This window comes from Streptomyces sp. HNM0645, assembly GCF_030056615.1.
GTDB classification, from domain to species: Bacteria; Actinomycetota; Actinomycetes; order Streptomycetales; family Streptomycetaceae; genus Streptomyces; species Streptomyces marianii.
The window spans coordinates 1-16,883 of sequence record NZ_JASHLT010000005.1 but is presented as its reverse complement, the minus strand read 5'-3'; the positions used below and the strand labels follow the sequence as shown (position 1 = coordinate 16,883).

The 16,883-nt window shown below is 73.3% G+C and carries 15 protein-coding genes and 1 pseudogene; 7 read left to right on the top strand and 9 right to left on the bottom strand.

Going from position 1 to position 16,883, the window contains the following annotated elements; all coding sequences use genetic code 11:
• Positions 1-49: 49 nt before the first annotated feature.
• The 5 genes from QMZ92_RS04295 (at position 50) to QMZ92_RS04275 (ending at position 4,012) form a co-directional block, all read left to right on the top strand.
• Entirely contained in the window at positions 50-862 is an 813-nt protein-coding gene (locus tag QMZ92_RS04295; RefSeq protein WP_283295886.1) for a TIGR01458 family HAD-type hydrolase, read from the top strand.
• Positions 863-983: 121 nt separating this feature from the next.
• Entirely contained in the window at positions 984-2,033 is a 1,050-nt protein-coding gene (locus tag QMZ92_RS04290; RefSeq protein ID WP_283295885.1) for an NAD-dependent epimerase/dehydratase family protein, read from the top strand.
• The gene (locus QMZ92_RS04285) at positions 2,030-2,464 is read left to right on the top strand and encodes a hypothetical protein (RefSeq protein WP_283295884.1); all 435 of its coding nucleotides are present in this window, start codon (positions 2,030-2,032) and stop codon (positions 2,462-2,464) included. The genes QMZ92_RS04290 and QMZ92_RS04285 overlap by 4 nt, the downstream gene beginning before the upstream one ends.
• A gap of 169 nt (positions 2,465-2,633) precedes the next feature.
• Positions 2,634-3,005: a DUF779 domain-containing protein gene (locus tag QMZ92_RS04280; protein WP_283295883.1), complete on the top strand. Its 372-nt coding sequence runs from the start codon at positions 2,634-2,636 to the stop codon at positions 3,003-3,005.
• 215 nt (positions 3,006-3,220) lie between these two features.
• Positions 3,221-4,012, top strand: a complete 792-nt coding sequence (locus QMZ92_RS04275; RefSeq protein ID WP_283295882.1) for a VOC family protein — start codon at positions 3,221-3,223, stop codon at positions 4,010-4,012.
• 140 nt (positions 4,013-4,152) lie between these two features.
• Here QMZ92_RS04275 and QMZ92_RS04270 read toward each other — a convergent pair whose 3' ends face one another.
• From QMZ92_RS04270 to QMZ92_RS04260, 3 genes are all read right to left on the bottom strand, one after another.
• The gene (locus QMZ92_RS04270; protein WP_283295881.1) at positions 4,153-5,814 is read right to left on the bottom strand and encodes a serine hydrolase; all 1,662 of its coding nucleotides are present in this window, start codon (positions 5,812-5,814) and stop codon (positions 4,153-4,155) included.
• 637 nt (positions 5,815-6,451) lie between these two features.
• Entirely contained in the window at positions 6,452-6,694 is a 243-nt protein-coding gene (locus QMZ92_RS04265) for a hypothetical protein (protein ID WP_283295880.1), read from the bottom strand.
• On the bottom strand, positions 6,675-7,073 hold the full coding sequence (locus tag QMZ92_RS04260; protein ID WP_349307703.1) for a DUF6777 domain-containing protein: 399 nt from the start codon (positions 7,071-7,073) through the stop codon (positions 6,675-6,677). The genes QMZ92_RS04265 and QMZ92_RS04260 overlap by 20 nt, the downstream gene beginning before the upstream one ends.
• 3 nt (positions 7,074-7,076) lie before the next feature.
• On the opposite strand from QMZ92_RS04260, the pseudogene QMZ92_RS04255 reads away from it, so the two are divergent.
• Positions 7,077-8,690, top strand: a pseudogene (locus QMZ92_RS04255) (alkyl/aryl-sulfatase); the annotation flags it as partial.
• 216 nt (positions 8,691-8,906) lie between these two features.
• On the opposite strand, the gene QMZ92_RS04250 reads toward QMZ92_RS04255, so the two are convergent.
• The 4 genes from QMZ92_RS04250 to QMZ92_RS04225 form a co-directional block, all read right to left on the bottom strand.
• A complete protein-coding gene (locus QMZ92_RS04250; protein WP_138051660.1) occupies positions 8,907-9,101 on the bottom strand; it encodes a hypothetical protein in 195 nt (64 codons plus the stop codon).
• A gap of 774 nt (positions 9,102-9,875) precedes the next feature.
• Positions 9,876-10,961: an acyl-CoA dehydrogenase family protein gene (locus tag QMZ92_RS04235; RefSeq protein WP_283295878.1), complete on the bottom strand. Its 1,086-nt coding sequence runs from the start codon at positions 10,959-10,961 to the stop codon at positions 9,876-9,878.
• Entirely contained in the window at positions 10,958-12,145 is a 1,188-nt protein-coding gene (locus QMZ92_RS04230; RefSeq protein ID WP_283295877.1) for an acyl-CoA dehydrogenase family protein, read from the bottom strand. The genes QMZ92_RS04235 and QMZ92_RS04230 overlap by 4 nt, the downstream gene beginning before the upstream one ends.
• A complete protein-coding gene (locus QMZ92_RS04225) occupies positions 12,142-13,110 on the bottom strand; it encodes an NADPH:quinone oxidoreductase family protein (protein WP_283295876.1) in 969 nt (322 codons plus the stop codon). Before QMZ92_RS04225 ends, QMZ92_RS04230 begins: the two co-directional genes overlap by 4 nt.
• Before the next feature lie 331 nt (positions 13,111-13,441).
• Here QMZ92_RS04225 and QMZ92_RS04220 point away from each other — a divergent pair, with 331 nt between their 5' ends.
• A complete protein-coding gene (locus QMZ92_RS04220) occupies positions 13,442-14,275 on the top strand; it encodes a hypothetical protein (protein ID WP_283295875.1) in 834 nt (277 codons plus the stop codon).
• Between the two features lie 139 nt (positions 14,276-14,414).
• On the opposite strand, the gene QMZ92_RS04215 is transcribed toward QMZ92_RS04220, so the two are convergent.
• Entirely contained in the window at positions 14,415-15,161 is a 747-nt protein-coding gene (locus QMZ92_RS04215; protein ID WP_283296014.1) for a PIG-L deacetylase family protein, read from the bottom strand.
• Between the two features lie 132 nt (positions 15,162-15,293).
• The gene (locus tag QMZ92_RS04210) at positions 15,294-16,592 is read right to left on the bottom strand and encodes an alpha/beta fold hydrolase (protein WP_283295874.1); all 1,299 of its coding nucleotides are present in this window, start codon (positions 16,590-16,592) and stop codon (positions 15,294-15,296) included.
• Between the last annotated feature and the right edge of the window lie 291 nt (positions 16,593-16,883).

Below are 16,883 nucleotides of genomic sequence, written 5' to 3'. Positions count from 1 at the left end.
GCCCCATGCCACGGTGCCCCGGGGCGCGCCGGTGGGTACCGTCGGACCCATGCAACGGGTCGGCGCGGTACTGATCGACATCGACGGTGTGCTCACCGTCTCCTGGAAGCCCCTGCCGGGCGCGGTGGAGGCGATGGAGCGCCTGCGGGAGCGACGCGTCCCGCTGGCGCTGGTCACCAACACCACGTCGCGCACCCGCGAATCCGTCGCCGCCGCACTGGCCGGCGCCGGCTTCCCGGTGACCGCGGACGACATCGTCACCGCGCCCGCCGCGACCGCCGCATATCTCGCCGCGCGGTTTCCCGGGGCGCGGTGCCTGCTGCTCAACAGCGGTGACATCGCCGGGGACCTCGAAGGGGTCACCGTCGTGAGCCCGGAGGACGAGGCCCCGGCGGACGTGGTCGTCGTCGGGGGCGCGGGCCCCGAGTTCGGCTACGCGGCGCTGAACCGCGCGTTCGCCCATCTCCAGCGCGGCGCACGCCTGGTCGCCATGCACCGCAATCTGTACTGGCGGACCGACGCGGGACTCCAGCTGGACTCGGGCGCGTTCCTGGCGGGCCTGGAACGGGCGGCCGGCACGGAGGCCGAGGTGCTCGGCAAGCCGTCGAGGGCCTTCTTCGCCGCGGCCCTGGCCCGTATCGGCGCCGATCCCGCCGGGACGCTCATGGTGGGCGACGACATCGAGTCCGACGTCCTCGCGGCACAGCGCCAGGGGCTCACCGGGGTCCTGGTCAGGACGGGCAAGTACCGCCCCGAGACCCACCGGGACGCGTCGGGGACGCCGGACCACGTCCTGGACTCCTTCGCCGATGTGCCAGGGCTGCTGGAGGGGTTGGAGCGGCCGGAGGGGCGGGACGGCTGAGCATTTCGGGGCGTGTTCAGGAACGGCGCCGTGGCGGGCGTGCCACCGGCTCCGCTCTCCGCTCTCCGCTCTCCGCGAACCTGCCTCCCGCACCGGAGGACGAGGGTGTTTGGGTGTCCGCATGGAGATCCTGGTTCTGGGTGGAACGGCCTGGGTGGGCCGCGAGTTGTCGGCACGGGCGATCGAGCGCGGCCATCGGGTGACCTGCCTCGCCCGGGGCGAGAGCGGGGCCGTCGCCGACGGAGCCCGGCTGGTGGCCGCCGACCGGCGTGACCCCTCGGCGTACGAACCGCTGCTCGACCGCGAGTGGGACGCGGTCTTCGAGGTGTCGTGGCAGCCGGGCTTCGTCCGCGGCGCCCTGGACGCCCTGGCCCTCGGGGCCCGGCACTGGACGTACGTGTCCTCCGTCAGCACCTACAGCTCGCACTCCGCCGCCGACGCGGACGAGTCGGCGGCACTGCTGCCTCCGACGGATCGCGACGAGGTGGACCGCTCGCTCTACGGCGAGGCGAAAGCCGCCTGCGAGCAGGCCTCGCAGGCCGCCGTGGGCGACCGCCTCCTCATCGCGCGCGCCGGTCTGATCGGCGGCCCCGGTGACCACAGCGGGCGCTCCGGCTACTGGGTGGCCCGGGCAGCCCGTGCACCACGAGAGCCGATGCTCGTTCCCGACGCGCTGGGCATGCCCACCCAGGCGGTCGACGTGCGGGACCTGACGCACTGGCTGCTCGACTCCGCGGAGAAGGGGACGACCGGCACCTACGACGCCGTCGGCCCGGTCGTTCCGTTCGGCGAGTGGATCGGGCTGTCCCGCGCCGTCGGCGGGCACACCGCGGCGGTGGTGACCGCCGACGCGGCATGGCTGCTCGCCAACGACGTGGCCGGGTTCATGGGACACGAGTCCCTCCCGATGTGGCTGGACGAGCCGGGCTGGGAGGGCTTCTCGGCGCGGAGCGGCGCTGCGGCACGGGCCGCGGGCCTGCGTCACCGGCCTCGGCAGGAGTTGCTGGCGGACCTGCTGGGCTGGGAGCGGGAGAAGGGCCTCGACCGGGAGCGCCGCGCCGGTCTCAGCGCCGCGCGGGAACGGGAGCTGATCGACGCCCTGCGCGCGGCCCGGGCGTCGGATGACGCGCAGGACACGAACGGCACGAACGGCACGAACGGCACCACGTGATCACACAGGGCGCGTGGATCACCGGGTTCTGCACGGAATGCGGGGCCTCCACGGTGTACGAGGTGGGTCAGTGGATCGACCGCGGAAGGGTGTGGTGGGGCAGCGAGGGCCGGTGCGAGCACTGCGCTCATGCGTGGTGCGAGCGCGACCGCGGTCCGGTGACTCCCGATCGGGTCAGAACGGCGATGCTGAGGGCGCACGGACCGGTGAGGCTCGGACTGGCGGACGCCCGGAGCGGCCTGGTGCCGGTACTCAGGGCACTGCGCATGACGGAGGACCTGACCGTCGCGGAGGCACGCACCCGGGCCGGCGAACTGTCCGGTCCCGGCCTCTTCGGCACTCGGGTGGAGATGGAGTTCCTGGCGCTCGCCCTCCGCGACCGCGGTGTGGCCGTGGTCGTCGAGTGCTCCGGCGGACTCCGGGCGACGTGACGAGGCCGCCGTGCCGGCCCCGGCGCAACCCCGTCGCAACGTCCCCGGGTGTTGACTCGGCCACCACGCCACGCGGAAGCGCCGCGGCGGGGAAGGGGCGGAACGTGTATCTGCGTCATACGGAGCGCCCGGTGCGCGGGTGGGCACCTCGGCCCCCGGCTCCCTCGTCATGAGCGCCGGAACGGATGCGCTCGCACCCGTGGAGCTCACGCCCGCCGCGGCCGGCCTCCTACGCCGGCTGACCGCGGCCCACGGGCCCCTGATGTTCCACCAGTCGGGAGGCTGCTGCGACGGCAGCGCCCCCATGTGCTACCCGGCGGGCGAGTTCCGCACCGGGGGCTCGGACGTACTGCTGGCCGAGCTCGTGGTCGAGGGCGTCGACGCACCGGTGCCCTTCTGGATGTCGGTGAGCCAGTACGAGGCGTGGCGCCACACACGTCTGATCGTCGACGTCGTCGAGGGGCGAGGCAGCGGGTTCTCGCTTGAGGCCCCCGAGGGCGTGCGGTTCCTGATCCGCTCCCGGATACTCGGCACACACTGACCCCTGGCCTGATCCGCGACTCCCCGGTGCGGCGGGGAGAGGGCGGGCCACGTGCCGGGAGGGGGCTCCCCCGGGCCGGGCGGCGTCGGGGGCTCGTGCGGTGGTGCCGCGCCGCGCCACCGCGCGGGACGGCGCGGCGGTGACTAGCGTGACTCGCGGGGTGCCCCGACCCCCGACAATCCGCACAGCAGTCCGCACAGAAGAGAGTCACCGTCATGGCAGACGCACCCGAAGGCACACCGATCTGGGCCGACGCGATGTTCTCCGACCTGGAAGGGGCCAAGGCCTTCTACGGCGAGGTCCTGGGCTGGACGTTCGGCGAGTCGTCGTCGGAGTACGGCAACTACACGCAGGCGTACGCGGACGGCAAGGCCGTCGCCGCGGTGGTGCCGCCCATGCCCGGGCAGGAGGGGCACTCCCAGTGGTGCCTCTACCTGGCGTCCCCGGACGCCGCCGCCACCGCCGGGAAGATCCGGCAGAACGGCGGCACCGTGGTCATGGAGCCGATGCAGGTCGGCGACTTCGGGACGATGTGCCTCGCGCAGGACCCGAGCGGTGTCGCCTTCGGCGTCTGGCAACCGGGTACGCACAAGGGCTTCGAGGCGACGAACGTCCCCGGCTCCTTCTGCTGGGCGGAGGTCTTCACCCGTGAGCCCGGGAAGTCGGACGCGTTCTTCCCCGCGGTCTTCGGCTACGGCGTGAAGGCCGTGGCGGACCCCGCGATGGACTTCAAGGTGTTCGACCTGGGCAGCGATCCGGTCCTCGGACGGATGAGGATGACGGACGAGGAGTTCCCGCCCGAGGTGCCCTCCTACGTCCAGGTCTACTGGACCGTCGCGGACTGCGACGCCGCGGTGGCGAAGGTCCAGGAGCTGGGCGGCAGGCTGGTGTTCGGGCCGATGTCGATGCCTTTCGGCCGGTTCGCGGCCGTGATCGACCCCCAGGGCGCACCGTTCGCCGTCATCGACACCACCACGACCGAGGGCGAGATGCCGACGTTCACCTGACGCGCGGAGGGACGCCCGGCACCGCACCCCGACCGGTGCCGGGCATCGCGTGCGCCGGGCCCGGCAGGCCGGCCGTTCGCGGGCGCGGTCCGGTACGACGAGGGTGCCGTCGACGACGCCGGGCCGGGCGAGGGGCCTGTTCAGCCGCGTGTGAAGGTGCCCAGACCCGTCTCGTCGAGGTACTCGACGCGCAGCGTCCGCGCCGCCGTGCTCCCTTCTCCGAAGGAGAAGGTGACGCCCGTCCGCCCCACGGCGTTCTCGCCGGCCGTCTCGAAGCTGAACGTGTCGCCGTCGTAGTGGCGCAGCGGGAAACGCTTCGGCTCCGGGCCGAGTTCGAGCACGAGACCGTCCGGACCGGTGGTGACGGTGGCGTTGCCGTAGTAGGCGTTGCCGTACGTGCCGGCGTAGGCGCCGTCGGGCCGGGCGGCCTTGGCGGCGGCGGGCGGATCGGCGTAGTCCGTGGGCGACACACCGGCGTCGTCCATCTCGGTGTACAGCGCGGCGAACAGGGCGAGCCAGTCGCGCGTGGGCTTGCCGTACTGGGCGGTGTCGAAGAAGTCCTGGGCGACGGCGTCGGCCAGTCCGACGGGCTTGCCGTTGGTGAGCACGACGATGCCGAGCTGCTCACCGGGCAGCATGGTCACGTTGGTGTTGGCGCCGAGCTCGAAGGCACCGGAGTGGCTGAGCCGCAACCGGGCCTGGTTGTCGTAGTTCACGTTCCAGCCCAGCCCGTAGAAGCCGGTGCGGCCCGCGGGGGCCGTCGGCGGCTGGGAGACGATCTCGGGCAGATGTGTGTGCCGCAGGCTCGCCGCGTCGATCAGCTGCCTGCCGTCGAGCCTGCCTCCGGCGAGTTGGAGCCGCAGCCACCGCATCATGTCGGCCGCGGTGGAGCTGACGCCTCCGGCCGGCGCCTGGGCGTCCGTGTCGCGGACGTACTTGGCCTGCCAGGTGCCGTCGGGCCCGGGTACGTGGGTCACCGCCTTGTTCGCGGCCTTCTCGTAGTCGGCGAAGGTGGTGCTGGTCGAGTCCATGCCGGCGGGTCGGAAGAGGGTGTCCTCGGCGAGCTTCTGCCAGCTGACGCCCTCCGCGCGGGCGACGGCCTCCGCGCCTGCGGTGAAGCCGAAGTTCGTGTACGCGTACGAGGCGCGGAAGGGGGCGAGCGGCTCGTCGCGGAGACGGCCCAGGATGTACGCCTGGTCGTAGCCCAGGTCCTCCAGCAGGTCTCCGGCGTGGTCGGGCAGGCCGCTGCGGTGGGACATGAGGTCGGTGACGGTGACATGCCCGGACACCCAGGGGTCCTTGAGGGCGAAGCCGGGAAGGTGGCGGGTGACCGGTTCGTCCCAGCCGGCTCCGCGGCCGTCCGCGTCCTTGTCGGCGACGGCCCCGGCGACGACGGTCGAGCCGATCGGCTTGGAGAGGGAGGCCAGCTGGAAGACGGTCCCGGGGTCGACGGCCGCGGGCTGGCCGACGTGCCGCTTGCCGAAGCCCTTCAGATACAGCACGCGGTCCTTGTGCACGACGCCGACCGCGACGCCGGGGACGCCGGTCTGCTTCATCATGCCCTGCACGACGCCGTCGAGCCGGGCCGCGGCGCGGTCCACGTCGGCCCGGGTGAGCAGCGGCGGAGGCTGGTCCGTCGGGGGTTTCGGTACGGCCTGGGACGGCGGTGGTGTGGGGGTGGGCGAGGGCTCCTGACCAACGGCACCCGAGGTGAGGGCCGTCGCCGCGACGAGCAGTACGGCCAGGCCCGAAGCGGCGAGCGGGCGGCCGCGGCGCGGCCGCAGGCCCTTCGCGGCGTGCATGGAACCATTGAACGCCCGAAACGGGGCACTGTCGCCCGGAGACCGGCCGCCGCGGCAACCGGCCCTCCCACGGGTGGGGCACCGTCCCGGTCCGCCTTCGTGCCGCGGGCGGGCCGTGGCCGGCCCGCCCGCGTTTCCGCTGGGCGTCGCCGTTCGGTCCGCGGTGGTTGGAGCGTCGGTCCGGTCGGCCCGCATGCCGAAGCTGCCGCCGGCGAAGCCCGCGTGCCCGGTCGCCTCGTCGGGCCCCCTTGTCGGACCACAGGACGCCGTTGTCGCTGCTGCGACGGAGGCAGAGGCGGACCTGGCCGAAGTCGTATCGGTCGCTGTTGGGTCGGATGCGCGGAATGCCCTTGCCGCTCCCGGCCGTCCCGGACCTGCCGCTCGACGCAGACATGGGTGGTGGGGCGGGCCTCGCGCCGGAAGCCCTCCGGCCGGGCCCCGGATGTCCGAGCCGCCATCCGGTGCGGCCGCGGGTGCCCCGGCCACAGAGGTGTCGTCGCCCTCGTGCGTGGTCATGGTGCAGGCCGCGGGCGGCCTGCACCATGCGTGTGCGACCGTGCGGTGTGCGGCGACAGGGACGGGAGGCGGAGCACGGGCCGCTGCGCCGGTCCCCGGCGGCACGGGGATCAGGCCCGGTTCAGCACTGGCCGAGTCCCCGGGCGGCCGGGTCCTCTTGCAGCGCGGTGGCCGTGACCCAGCCCAGGCCCCCGGACTTGAGCCCGAGCCGCACCCATAGCGCGCTCGTCGAGCCGTGAGCGGTGGTGGTTTCGCCGTGGCCGTAGCACGTTGCCGGGTACCGGTCTCCCGCCGCCACGGAGCTGACCCCGGGGCTGGTGGACGAGGGGGATTCGCGGACCGTCTCATCCGCGAGGGCGGTCATCGGCGCCGGGATCGTTCCGCAGCGGTATGTCCTGCGCGCCGTCCGTCCCGGCTCGCCGTTCCAGGCCCGCGTCCTCGTCCTCGATGTCGACCAGTTCGTACGCCGTGACCGGCCGCTCCTCGGCCACGGGTTCGATCTTGACGACCTTCTCGGGGTCGTATGCCGTCCACTTCTTGCCGTTGTCCTGGAACGTCACGTCGGCGCTGTCGACGTCGTGCTCGAAGGTACCGAGCGGGTTGCCGCAACTGCACTGCACGGCCGGTTTGCCGTAGGCGTCCACCAGGACGGCGATGCCCGCTTCCAGCAGGGCGTCGAAGCCGACCGCCTTGCCCTTCTCGTAGTCGTGGTTTCTCACCAGCGTGTCGTTGCGCAGCACCACGGCGGCCTCTACAAGGTGACGGAGGGGATCTACCAGGTGCGCGGCCTGGATCCGTCGAACATGACGCTGGTCGAGGGCGACACCGGTGTGATCGTGATCGACCCGCTGATCTCGGTGGAGACCGCCGCCGCGGCGCTGGCGCTTTACCGTGAGCACCGCGGCGACCGCCCGGTCACCGGGATGATCTACACCCACTCGCACGGCGACCACTTCGGCGGTTCCCGTGCGATCGTTCCGGACGGGTCGGTGCCGGTGCCGGCGCCGACCGGCTTCCTGGAACACGCGGTCGGTGAGTACGTGTACGCCGGCACCGCGATGACGCGACGCGCCGCGTTCATGTACGGCAGCGGGCTGCCCAAGGGCCCGGCGGGGCAGATCGGGTGCGGGCTGGGCACCACCACCTCCACCGGCACGATCAGCCTGGTGGCGCCGACCGTCGACATCACCCGTACCGGGCAGCGGGAGACCGTCGACGGGGTGGAGATCGTCTTCCAGCTCACGCCCGGCACCGAGGCGCCCTCGGAGATGAACTTCCTCTTCCCCCGGAGCCGGGCACTGTGCATGGCCTAGAACGCCACCCACACCCTGCACAACATCCTGACCCTGCGCGGCGCGGTCGTCCGCGACCCGCGGGTCTGGGCGCACTACCTCAGCGAGGCCGAGGAGCTTTTCGCCGACCGGGCCGACGCGGTCTTCGCCTCCCACCACTGGCCGACCTGGGGCCGCGAGGCGATCGGCGCCTTCCTCACCGCCCAGCGCGACCTGTACACCTACCTGCACGACCAGACCCTGCGCCTGCTCAACCAGGGGCTGACCGGCACGGAGATCGCGGAGGAGGTAACGCTTCCGCCGGAGCTGGAGCGGACCTGGTCCGCACGCGGCTACTACGGCTCGGTCAGCCACAACGTCAAGGCGATCTACCAGCGCTACATGGGCTGGTACGACGGCAATCCCGCCCACCTGTGGCAGCACCCGCCGGTCGAGCAGGCCCGCCGCTTCACCGCCGACTACGGCGGCATCGAAGCGATCACCGCCAAGGGCCGGCAGTACGCCGCCGCCGGCGACCTCCGCTTCGCCGCCACCCTGCTCAACCACGCCGTCTTCGCCCACCCCGACCACACCCCGGCCCGTGAAGCCCTCGCCGAGGTCTACGACCGGCTCGGCCACGGCGCCGAGAACGGCACCTGGCGCAATTACTACCTCACCGCCGCCATGGAGCTGCGCGGCACCCTCGCCAAGGTGGCGGTTGACATCAACGCCCCCGAGATGGCCATGGCCCTCACCGTCGACCAGCTCATCGACTCCCTCGCCATCCGCGTCAACGGCCCCCGCGCCTGGGACACCCGCCTCACCCTGGACTGGCGGCTCACCGACCAGAGCCGGGCCTGGCGCCTCACCCTCTCCAACGGAGCCCTCACCTACCGCGCCCGCGACCTGAACGCCACTCCCGCCCGACCCGCCGACCTCACGCTGACCCTGACCAAGCCCCAACTCCTCCGCGTCCTGGACGGCCGCGGCCTGGACGGGGCAACCGTCGACGGCGACCCCGCCGTCCTGAACCGGCTCTTCTCCCTCCTCGACACCCCCGACCCCCGGTTCGCCGTCGTCACCCCCTGACGCACCGTGCTGGGAACGCCGACGCCCACGGTGCAGGGCACGCCGCGATCCGCTTCCCCGCGCGCCGCGGCCGGCCGGCCCGAGTGCGCGACACCTCGAGACGCGAGACCACCAGTCCCCGCCCCCCGCCCCGGAACGGTCGGGTCCGGCAAGTGCCGTCGTGCGCGGGGGTCCGCCCGTGAGCGGACGGAGGCCCGCCGTCGTGCGGCCGAACCGTCAGGGCTTGAGCTTGCCGACGACCTCGGCGGTCGCCGAGACGCCGTCGTGGATGGTGGGCGCCATGCTCGTACCCGCGAGGAAGAACCCGAGCAGGCCGCACACGAGTGCGTGCGAGAGCTTCAACCCGCCGTTGCGGAGGAAGATCACCGCGAGGACGAGCAACAGCAGCACCACTGAAACCGAAACGGCCATGGACCGGCCTCCCTCCGCCACACCCGGTGTGCGGCATTCGGGCGCCAGTGTGGCGGAGCCGAGGCGCCGGACCGCCGACTGGCGTGTCCGCCGATCGGGTGGTCGTCAAATCCGTTGTTGACTTCGGGCGTTGTCGTGGACCAGCGGTCGTGGGCGAGGAGGAAGCGCCGCAGACCGGCGGGGTCGTCGGTGTTGACGAGGTCGACGCGCGCCGCGAGCGGTTCGTGCCACACGGCGTCGCGGGCGCGGCACCCGGAGCGCCGGGGTGCCCCGGAAGCGGACGCGCCGCCCTCGGGAATGCGCTGTGGAGACGATGGAGTTCAGCCGCGTGCGCTCGGCTTGCGGGAACGCCCCGTCGCCTGACAGGTGGAGCTCTGGGTCCAGTTGCCGGACACCAGCGGGATGAAGGAGGCGGGACCCGGTCCGGGCGAGGTCGTCGAGGCGCCCGTCGTAGAAGGCGTGGCGAATGCTCGGGATCTCCACGGGGCACCGGCGCCGCAGGAGTGTGCGATCGTGGCCGGCGGCGACCAGCCCCGCGCCGGGCGCGGCGCCGTCGTCCTCCGCGACCGCGACCAGCGCCGCGGTCGCGGAGGCGTCGAGCACTGCGTCAGCTCCCCGCAGGCCGGCCTGGGCGGAGAACGGTCCACTGACCCTTGCTCGTGTGCGGACGGCCCGGTGGGGACGACTCCCGGCCGGGCCGTACGCCTCGGAGCGTCGGTCCGCCGCGGTGGAGACGACGGAGCCGGTGGAGTCCGTTGGTCCCGGGCCCGCGCGTCACCTCGGGCCGGGCAGCGAGACGAGTTCCGCCAGCACCTCCTTGTGGCGGCCCGGGGTGCCGAGGGCGATCTCATCGGCCTTGGCCCGTTTGAGGTACAGGTGCGCGGGGTGCTCCCAGGTCATGCCGATGCCGGCGTGGAGCTGGACGCACTCCTCGGCGGCGCGCACCGCCACCCGGGAGCAGTGCGCCTGGGCGACGGAGACCGCGAGCGGCACCTCGGCGCTTCCGGTCGCGAGCGCGTCCGCCGCGTTGCGCGCCGCGGCGCGCGCTCCGGCGACATCGAGCCACAGTTGCGCCATCCGGTGCTTCAGTGCCTGGAACGAGCCCACGGGCCGGTTGAACTGGTACCGGTCGCGCGTGTACCGGACCGTCTCCTCCAGGCACCACTCCGCGATCCCCAGCTGCTCCGAGGCGAGCAGTCCGGCGCCGGCGAGCAGTCCACGGCGCACCGCGGCGCGAGCCTGCTCCGCGTCCGCGAGCAGGGTGCCGGAGCCCTCCGCGGTGGTGACGGAGGCGAGGGGGCGGGTGAGGTCGAGCGGGGTGAGCGGTTCGACCGTGGCGTCGCCTCGCTCCACGGCGTGCAGACCGTCTTCCCTGAGCACGAGGAGCACATCGGCGGCGGCGGCGTCGGCGACCCCCGTGACGGTCGTTCCGCCCGGGCGGCCGGTACCGGCGGAGGCGGAGAGCGGGAGGGCGAGGACCGCGACGGTCCGGCCGGCGGCCAGTCCCTTCAGGAGGCCCGTGGCCCCGTCGCGCGCCCCGCCGAGCGCGAGCAGCGTCTCGGTGGCGATGACCGAACTGGTGAGGTAGGGCGCGGGGGTGACCGCCCGGCCGAGCTCCTCGAGGACGACCGCGGCCTCTCGATGCCCGGCGCCCTGGCCGCCGAGCTCCTCGGGCACGAGGAGTCCGGCCGCGCCGATGCCGGCCGCGAGCGACTGCCACAGCCCGTCGTCGTAGGGCGACCCCGACTCGGCGCGGGCGAGGGTGGCGGCGTGGTCGGAACGTCCGGTGAGCAGGGAGCGAACGGCGGCCCGCAGGTCGTCCTCGGTCTCGGAGTAGAGGAGGTCGGGCTGTGTGCTCATCGCGCGAGGTCCTTCCAGGGGACGTCCTTGTCGTTGCGGGGCTCGGCGGGCAGTCCGAGCACCCGTTCGGCGACGATGTTGAGCAGCACCTCGCTGGTGCCGCCCTCGATCGAGTTGCCCTTGGAGCGCAGATAGCGGTAGCCCGCGTCACGGCCGGTGAAGTCGACCAGCTCGGGACGGCGCATGGTCCAGTCGTCGTACAGCAGGCCCTCGTCGCCGCGGAGTTCCACCTCGAGGCCGCTGATCTCCTGGTTCAGCCTGGCGAAGCCGAGCTTCATGCCCGATCCCTCGGGGCCGGGCTGGCCTGCGGCGAGCTGCTGGCGCAGTCGTTCGCCGGTGAGCCGGGAGACCTCGGCCTGCACCCACAGGGTGAGCAGCCGCTGGTGGAGGTCGTGGGTGCGCAGCTCGGGACGCTCGCGCCAGGTGCGGACGACGGGCCCGATCATTCCGCCTTCCCGCGGCAGTCGCATGCCGCCGATGGAGACGCGTTCGTTCATGAGGGTGGTCTGGGCGACCTTCCAGCCCTCGCCCACGGGGCCGAGCCGGCGGTCGTCGGGGATCCGCACGTCGGTGAGGAAGACCTCGTTGAACTCGGCCTCGCCGGTGATCTGGCGCAGCGGCCGGACCTCGACGCCCGGGTCGCTCATGTCGCAGAGGAAGTAGGTGATGCCTCGGTGCTTGGGAGCGTCCGGGTCGGTGCGGGCGATGAGGATGGCCCAGCGGGCGAGGTGCGCGCTGGAGGTCCACACCTTCTGTCCGTTGACCACCCAGTCACCGTCGGCTCCGTCCCGGACGGCGCGGGTGCCGAGCGCGGCCAGGTCGGAGCCGGCGCCGGGCTCGCTGAACAGCTGGCACCAGACCTCCTCGCCGACCCAGAGCGGCCTCAGGAACCGCTGCTTCTGCTCCTCGGTGCCGTACGCGAGGATCGTGGGCGCCGCCATGCCGAGGCCGATGCCGATCCGGCGGGGGTCGTTGTCGGGAGCTCCCGCGGCTTCGAGTTCGGTGTCGACGACGGCCTGCAGCGAGCGGGCCGCGCCGAGTCCGCCGAGTCCGACCGGGTAGTGCACCCAGGCCAGACCTGCGTCGAAGCGGGCCTTGAGGAAGTCGGTCCGCCCGGTGGTGGCGGGCGGGTGCTCCGCGAGGAACTCGCGGGTGCGCACACGCAGTTCGGCGGCGTCGGTCATGCGGCCGCTCCTTCCGGGAGGACGACGAGGCGTCCCGTGGTGGTGCCGTCGGCGACGCGCTGGACGGCGTCGGCGGCGCCCTTGAGAGCGACCCGGTCGCTGACGAGCGGCTTGATCAGTCCCGCGGCCGCCAGGTCGGTGAGTGTCTCGTGGCAGCGGAGCACGGCACTGGGGTCCATCCGGTTGTAGAGGCCCCAGTGCAGTCCGACGATCGAGTAGTTCTTCACCAGCGCGTGGTTGAGCGCCGGGCTGGGGATGCCACCGCTCGCGAAGCCCACGACGAGGATGCGGCCCTCGAACGCGACGCACTTGGCGGACTTGGCGTACGCGTCTCCGCCGACCGGGTCGTAGACGACGTCGGCGCCACGGCCGCCGGTGGCGTCCTTCACCGCGGCGACCATGTCGTCCTCACGCCGGTCGATGACGAGGTCGCAGCCGATCTCGCGGGCCACGGCGGCCTTCTCAGGACCGCCGACGACGCCGATGACGCGGGCGCCGGCGGCCTTGCCGAGCTGCACCGCCGCGCTGCCGACGCCGCCGGACGCCGCGTGCACGAGCAGCGTCTCGCCCTCCCGGAGGTTCGCGCGGCGGTGCAGTCCGAACCAGCCCGTCTGGTAGCCGATGTGCAGTGCCGCGGCCTCGGCGTCGTCGAGGGCGTCGGGAGCGGGCAGCAGCGCGGCCTCGTCGGCGACGGCGTACTCGGCGAACCCTCCGTACGGCAGGGCCGGGGTGGCGATGACGCGGCGGCCGTCCTCGGTCTCACCGCAGATCTCCACCCCGGGAGTGAAGGGCAGCGGCGGCGTGACCTGGTAGTGGCCGCGGCAGAGCAGCGCGTCGGGGAAGTTGACGCCGGCGGCCCGCACCCTGAGCAGGACCTGCCCGTCGCCTGGCTGCGGGCGTCCGGTCTCCTCCAGGCGCATCACCTCGCCCGGCTCGCCGTTCCGGTGCACTCGCCATGCCTGCATTCGGGCCTCCGCGGTGTGTAGGGCGTACCACTGCTCCCCGCATACTAAGCGGTCGCTTGCTCTCCTGGGAACAGCCGCGTCCGGCCGGGGCACCCGGCCCCCGGCCCCTCCCCGTTCCCGGCTGGCCGCTCCCTCTCTCCCCGGCCCCTTCCACCGCTCCGCACCCCACCACCGCCACACCCCGCCTGGAGCCCCCGCCGCACGGCGGCGACCGTCCGGACCTCCGCCGGTCCCCCGCCCCAGGGCCGCACGCCCGCCCGTTCGGCCCCGTCGCGGGACGGCGGGTCCGGGAGCACGCTGGACAGTAGGCCGTCTCCCGGAGGGCGTGTCCATGAACGCCATCACCGACACCGGGGCGGGGCGCCGTCTCGCCGCATTCTTCGACAACCCCGTCGTCGGGATGCTCCCGTGGATCATGTTCTCGGTCCTGGTCGGCCCGGGCCGGTTCGAGTTCGCCGTGGGGGTCTCCCTGGCGATCGCCGTCTTCGTCCTCGTCGTGGACCGGCTGAGACGCCCCGGCACCTCGGTCAAGATCCTCGAGGTCTCCGACGTCGCCTTCTTCGCGGCCCTCACGATCGTCGGCCTCGTCGCATCGTTGGGTACGCTGCGCTGGCTGGAGACGTACTCCGGGGAACTCTCCAACTTCGCCCTGGTGGCCATCGCCTTCGGCTCGATCGTGGTCCGCGAGCCCTTCACCGTGCAGTACGCCCGCGAACGGGTGGACCGCTCGCTGTGGACCACCCGCGGCTTCATGCACACCAACTACGTGATCACCGCCGTGTGGGGGCTCGCGTTCCTGGTGGCGGCGGTGGCGGGGCTCATCGGTGACCTCGTGCTGCGCCAGCCGGACAACATCTGGACCAACTGGGTCGTCCAGATCGGGGCGATCATCGTCGCCCTCCGCTTCACCGAGTGGTACCCACCGGTCGTACGGGAGCGCATCCACGGCGGCAAGCCGTCCCGCGGCGGCCCGACGTCCGTGGGCTCCCTGTTCATGCCCTTCGCCGGCTATCTGGTGCCCGTGGGGATCGTCGTACTGGCCCTCGGCTCCGGACCCGCCTGGCTGGGCATCGCCCTGATCGTCCTCGGAGTCCTGCTCGTGCGGGCGTTCAAGCTCGACGCGAACGGCGGGCGGGCCTCGGAACCGCGCCGCGATACCGAGTGAGCGCTGCGGCGGGAACCGCCCGGCACCCACGGCCGCCTCGTCGCGAGACGGTGTGCCCGGCCGCCTGGGCGGGGCGACGCCCTCCCGGCCGGGAGCACGGCGGGCCGTGGCGGCGACCCGCCCGTCCGGAGCCCGGCCGCTACCGGCCGAAGAGCTCGAAGGCCACCGCCGGCACCCCGCCGAACCGGGGCGCCACCGCCTGCGCGTTGCCCACCAGGAACTCCCGGCAGTACGCCTCCGGGTCCTTGTCCGTCAGGACCTCGATGTAACTGCGGTGCTGCAGCAGCGACCGCACCGAGCGCTCGAGCCCGGCCGTGGCGTCCACGGCATGGGTCGGGGTCGACGAGCCGGCGATCGCCACCCACCGGACGCCGCTCCAGGGCTGCAGGCCCTGCTCGGTGAGGAGTTCGGGGAAGATCCAGCGGTTGCCCGCGTCACCGGCGGCGTCCAGCACGGCCCGGCCCACGGCGCGATGGTCCGGCGAGTTCCAGGCGCCGCCGACGGCCGGGCCCCAGGTGTCGCGGTGGTTGGGGGTGACGACCAGTTCGGGGCGGTGCCGACGGATCGCGGCCGCGATGTCGCGGCGCAGCGCGGTGCCGTACTCGATGACGCCGTCCCGGTGGTCGAGGAACTCGACGGCGCTCACGCCGACGACCGCGGCGCTCGCCCGCTGCTCCCGCTCGCGCAGCGGCCCGCACTCCGCGGGGTCGATGGTGTCGATCCCGGCCTCGCCCCGGGTGGCGAGAAGGTACGTCACCTCCTTGCCCGCGTCGGTCCAGCCGGCGACGGCCGCGGCGCAGCCGTACTCGAGGTCGTCCGGGTGGGCGACGACGGCGAGCGCCCGCTGCCAGTCGTCCGGTACCGGTGCGAGCTGAGGTTCGGTCAGTTCGGTCAGTTCGGTCACACGGGCAGCGTATCCGCAGTGGCCTCGCGTCCCGGCGTGGTCTCCGAGCAACGGTGGGGGGCGTGCCGCCGCCGTTCCCGCCCCGCTCGCCGGGGCCGGGTCACGGCACTCTCGTCACACCTCGTCGCGGACCAGGGCGAGCAGCCGGTCTAGCACACGGGAACCGGACGCCCGCACGCCGTCGTGCTCGTACTCGTCGGTGACCCAGGTGCGCAGTCCGCGGATGCCGCGGGCGGTCGCGAGGGAGTGGGCGGTGTCGACGTACATGTCGTCGTGGTAGACGGCCGCGGCGACCGGGACCTCGTTGGCCGCGAGGCGCTCGGTGTCGTACAGCGCGGGCCAGTCGGTGCGGGCGGCCAGGATCTCGGCGGCGTCGCGAAGGGGCCGCAGGGCGGGGTCGGTCTCGAAGTGCCAGGGGTGGACGGACTCGCCGGTGAAGAGCACCGGTCCGTCCCCGGCCAGCGCCTTCTCCGCGTCGAACTGCGGGAACTCGGCGCGCACCCGCTCGGCCGCCCAGGCCGTGGGGGCCTGGCCCTGGGCGTAGATGGCCTCGTGCAGGACGGCGTACAGCGGATGGGCCGCGTACGACAGCGCGGCGAGGACGCCCTGCTGGAAGGCGTCGGAGAGTTCGTCCCCGTCGGCCGTGCGGACGAAGGCGTTCTCCAGCAGGTAGTGGAGCTGGTGGCTGCCGTCGCCGGTGCCGAGCTGGATCCCCAGCGACTGGAACGCCTCGGGAGTGAGGAGGTAGCCGCCGGGCAGGACGGTCCGCCGGGCGGCGAGGTGCTCGGAGATGCGCCGGGCCCGCTCGACGTCCTGCGGGTAGCGGGCGTAGTGGGCGTCGTTCTTGCGCTGGATGCGGGGGTACGCGGCGCGGTAGACGTCCTCGGCCCGGGCGTCCAGCGAGGGCAGACCGCCGGTGATCAGGACGGCCCTCAGCCCTTCCGGTGCGGTCGAGAGGTAGTGGGTGGCGCAGAATCCGCCGAAACTCTGGCCGAGGACGGTCCAGCGCGCCCCGCCGGTCAGCCGTGCGCGGACCGCTTCGCAGTCACGGACGATGCTGTCCGCCCGGAAGTGCGAGAGGTAGCGGGCCTGCTCCTCGGGGCCGCCGCGCAGCGGCAGCGTCTGCCGGTTGGCGGGCGAGGACAGTCCGGTGCCGCGCTGGTCGAGGAGGAGCACGCGGAACTCCTGCACCGCGCGTGCCAGCCAGGCCTGCTTGCCGGGGAAGCGCCGCGCCCCGAAGCCGGGTCCGCCCTCCAGATACACCAACCAGGGCAGGTCCGCTCCCGCCCGGCTGCTGGAGACGACCTCACGGCCGTAGAGGGCTATCTGCTCCCCCGAGGGGTCGGCGTGGTCGAGGGGAACGGTGAAGTGGCGATCCGTGAGGACGAGGCCCGGCTGCCGGTAGCTGGTCACTGCGCGCTCCTGCCGTGTGGTCGCTGATGGTGCGTTCCCCGCCCGCCCAGTGCATCACACGCCCGGGCGGGGGTCGCACCGAGGTTCGGCCGGCCGGGCCGGGAGGCCGGGGAGGACTGGAAGGAAAGTTCACTGATCGAAGGGGGTGGCACGGACCAGACCCCGCAGGGACCAGGGAAGGAGACGCTGTTCCGCGTGCCGACCGCTCCGGGTGGGCCGCCCGCGTCGGGCGCGGCCCGTGTGCGCGCGGCCCGTGTGCGCGCGGCCCGTGTGCGCGCGGCCCGTGTGCGC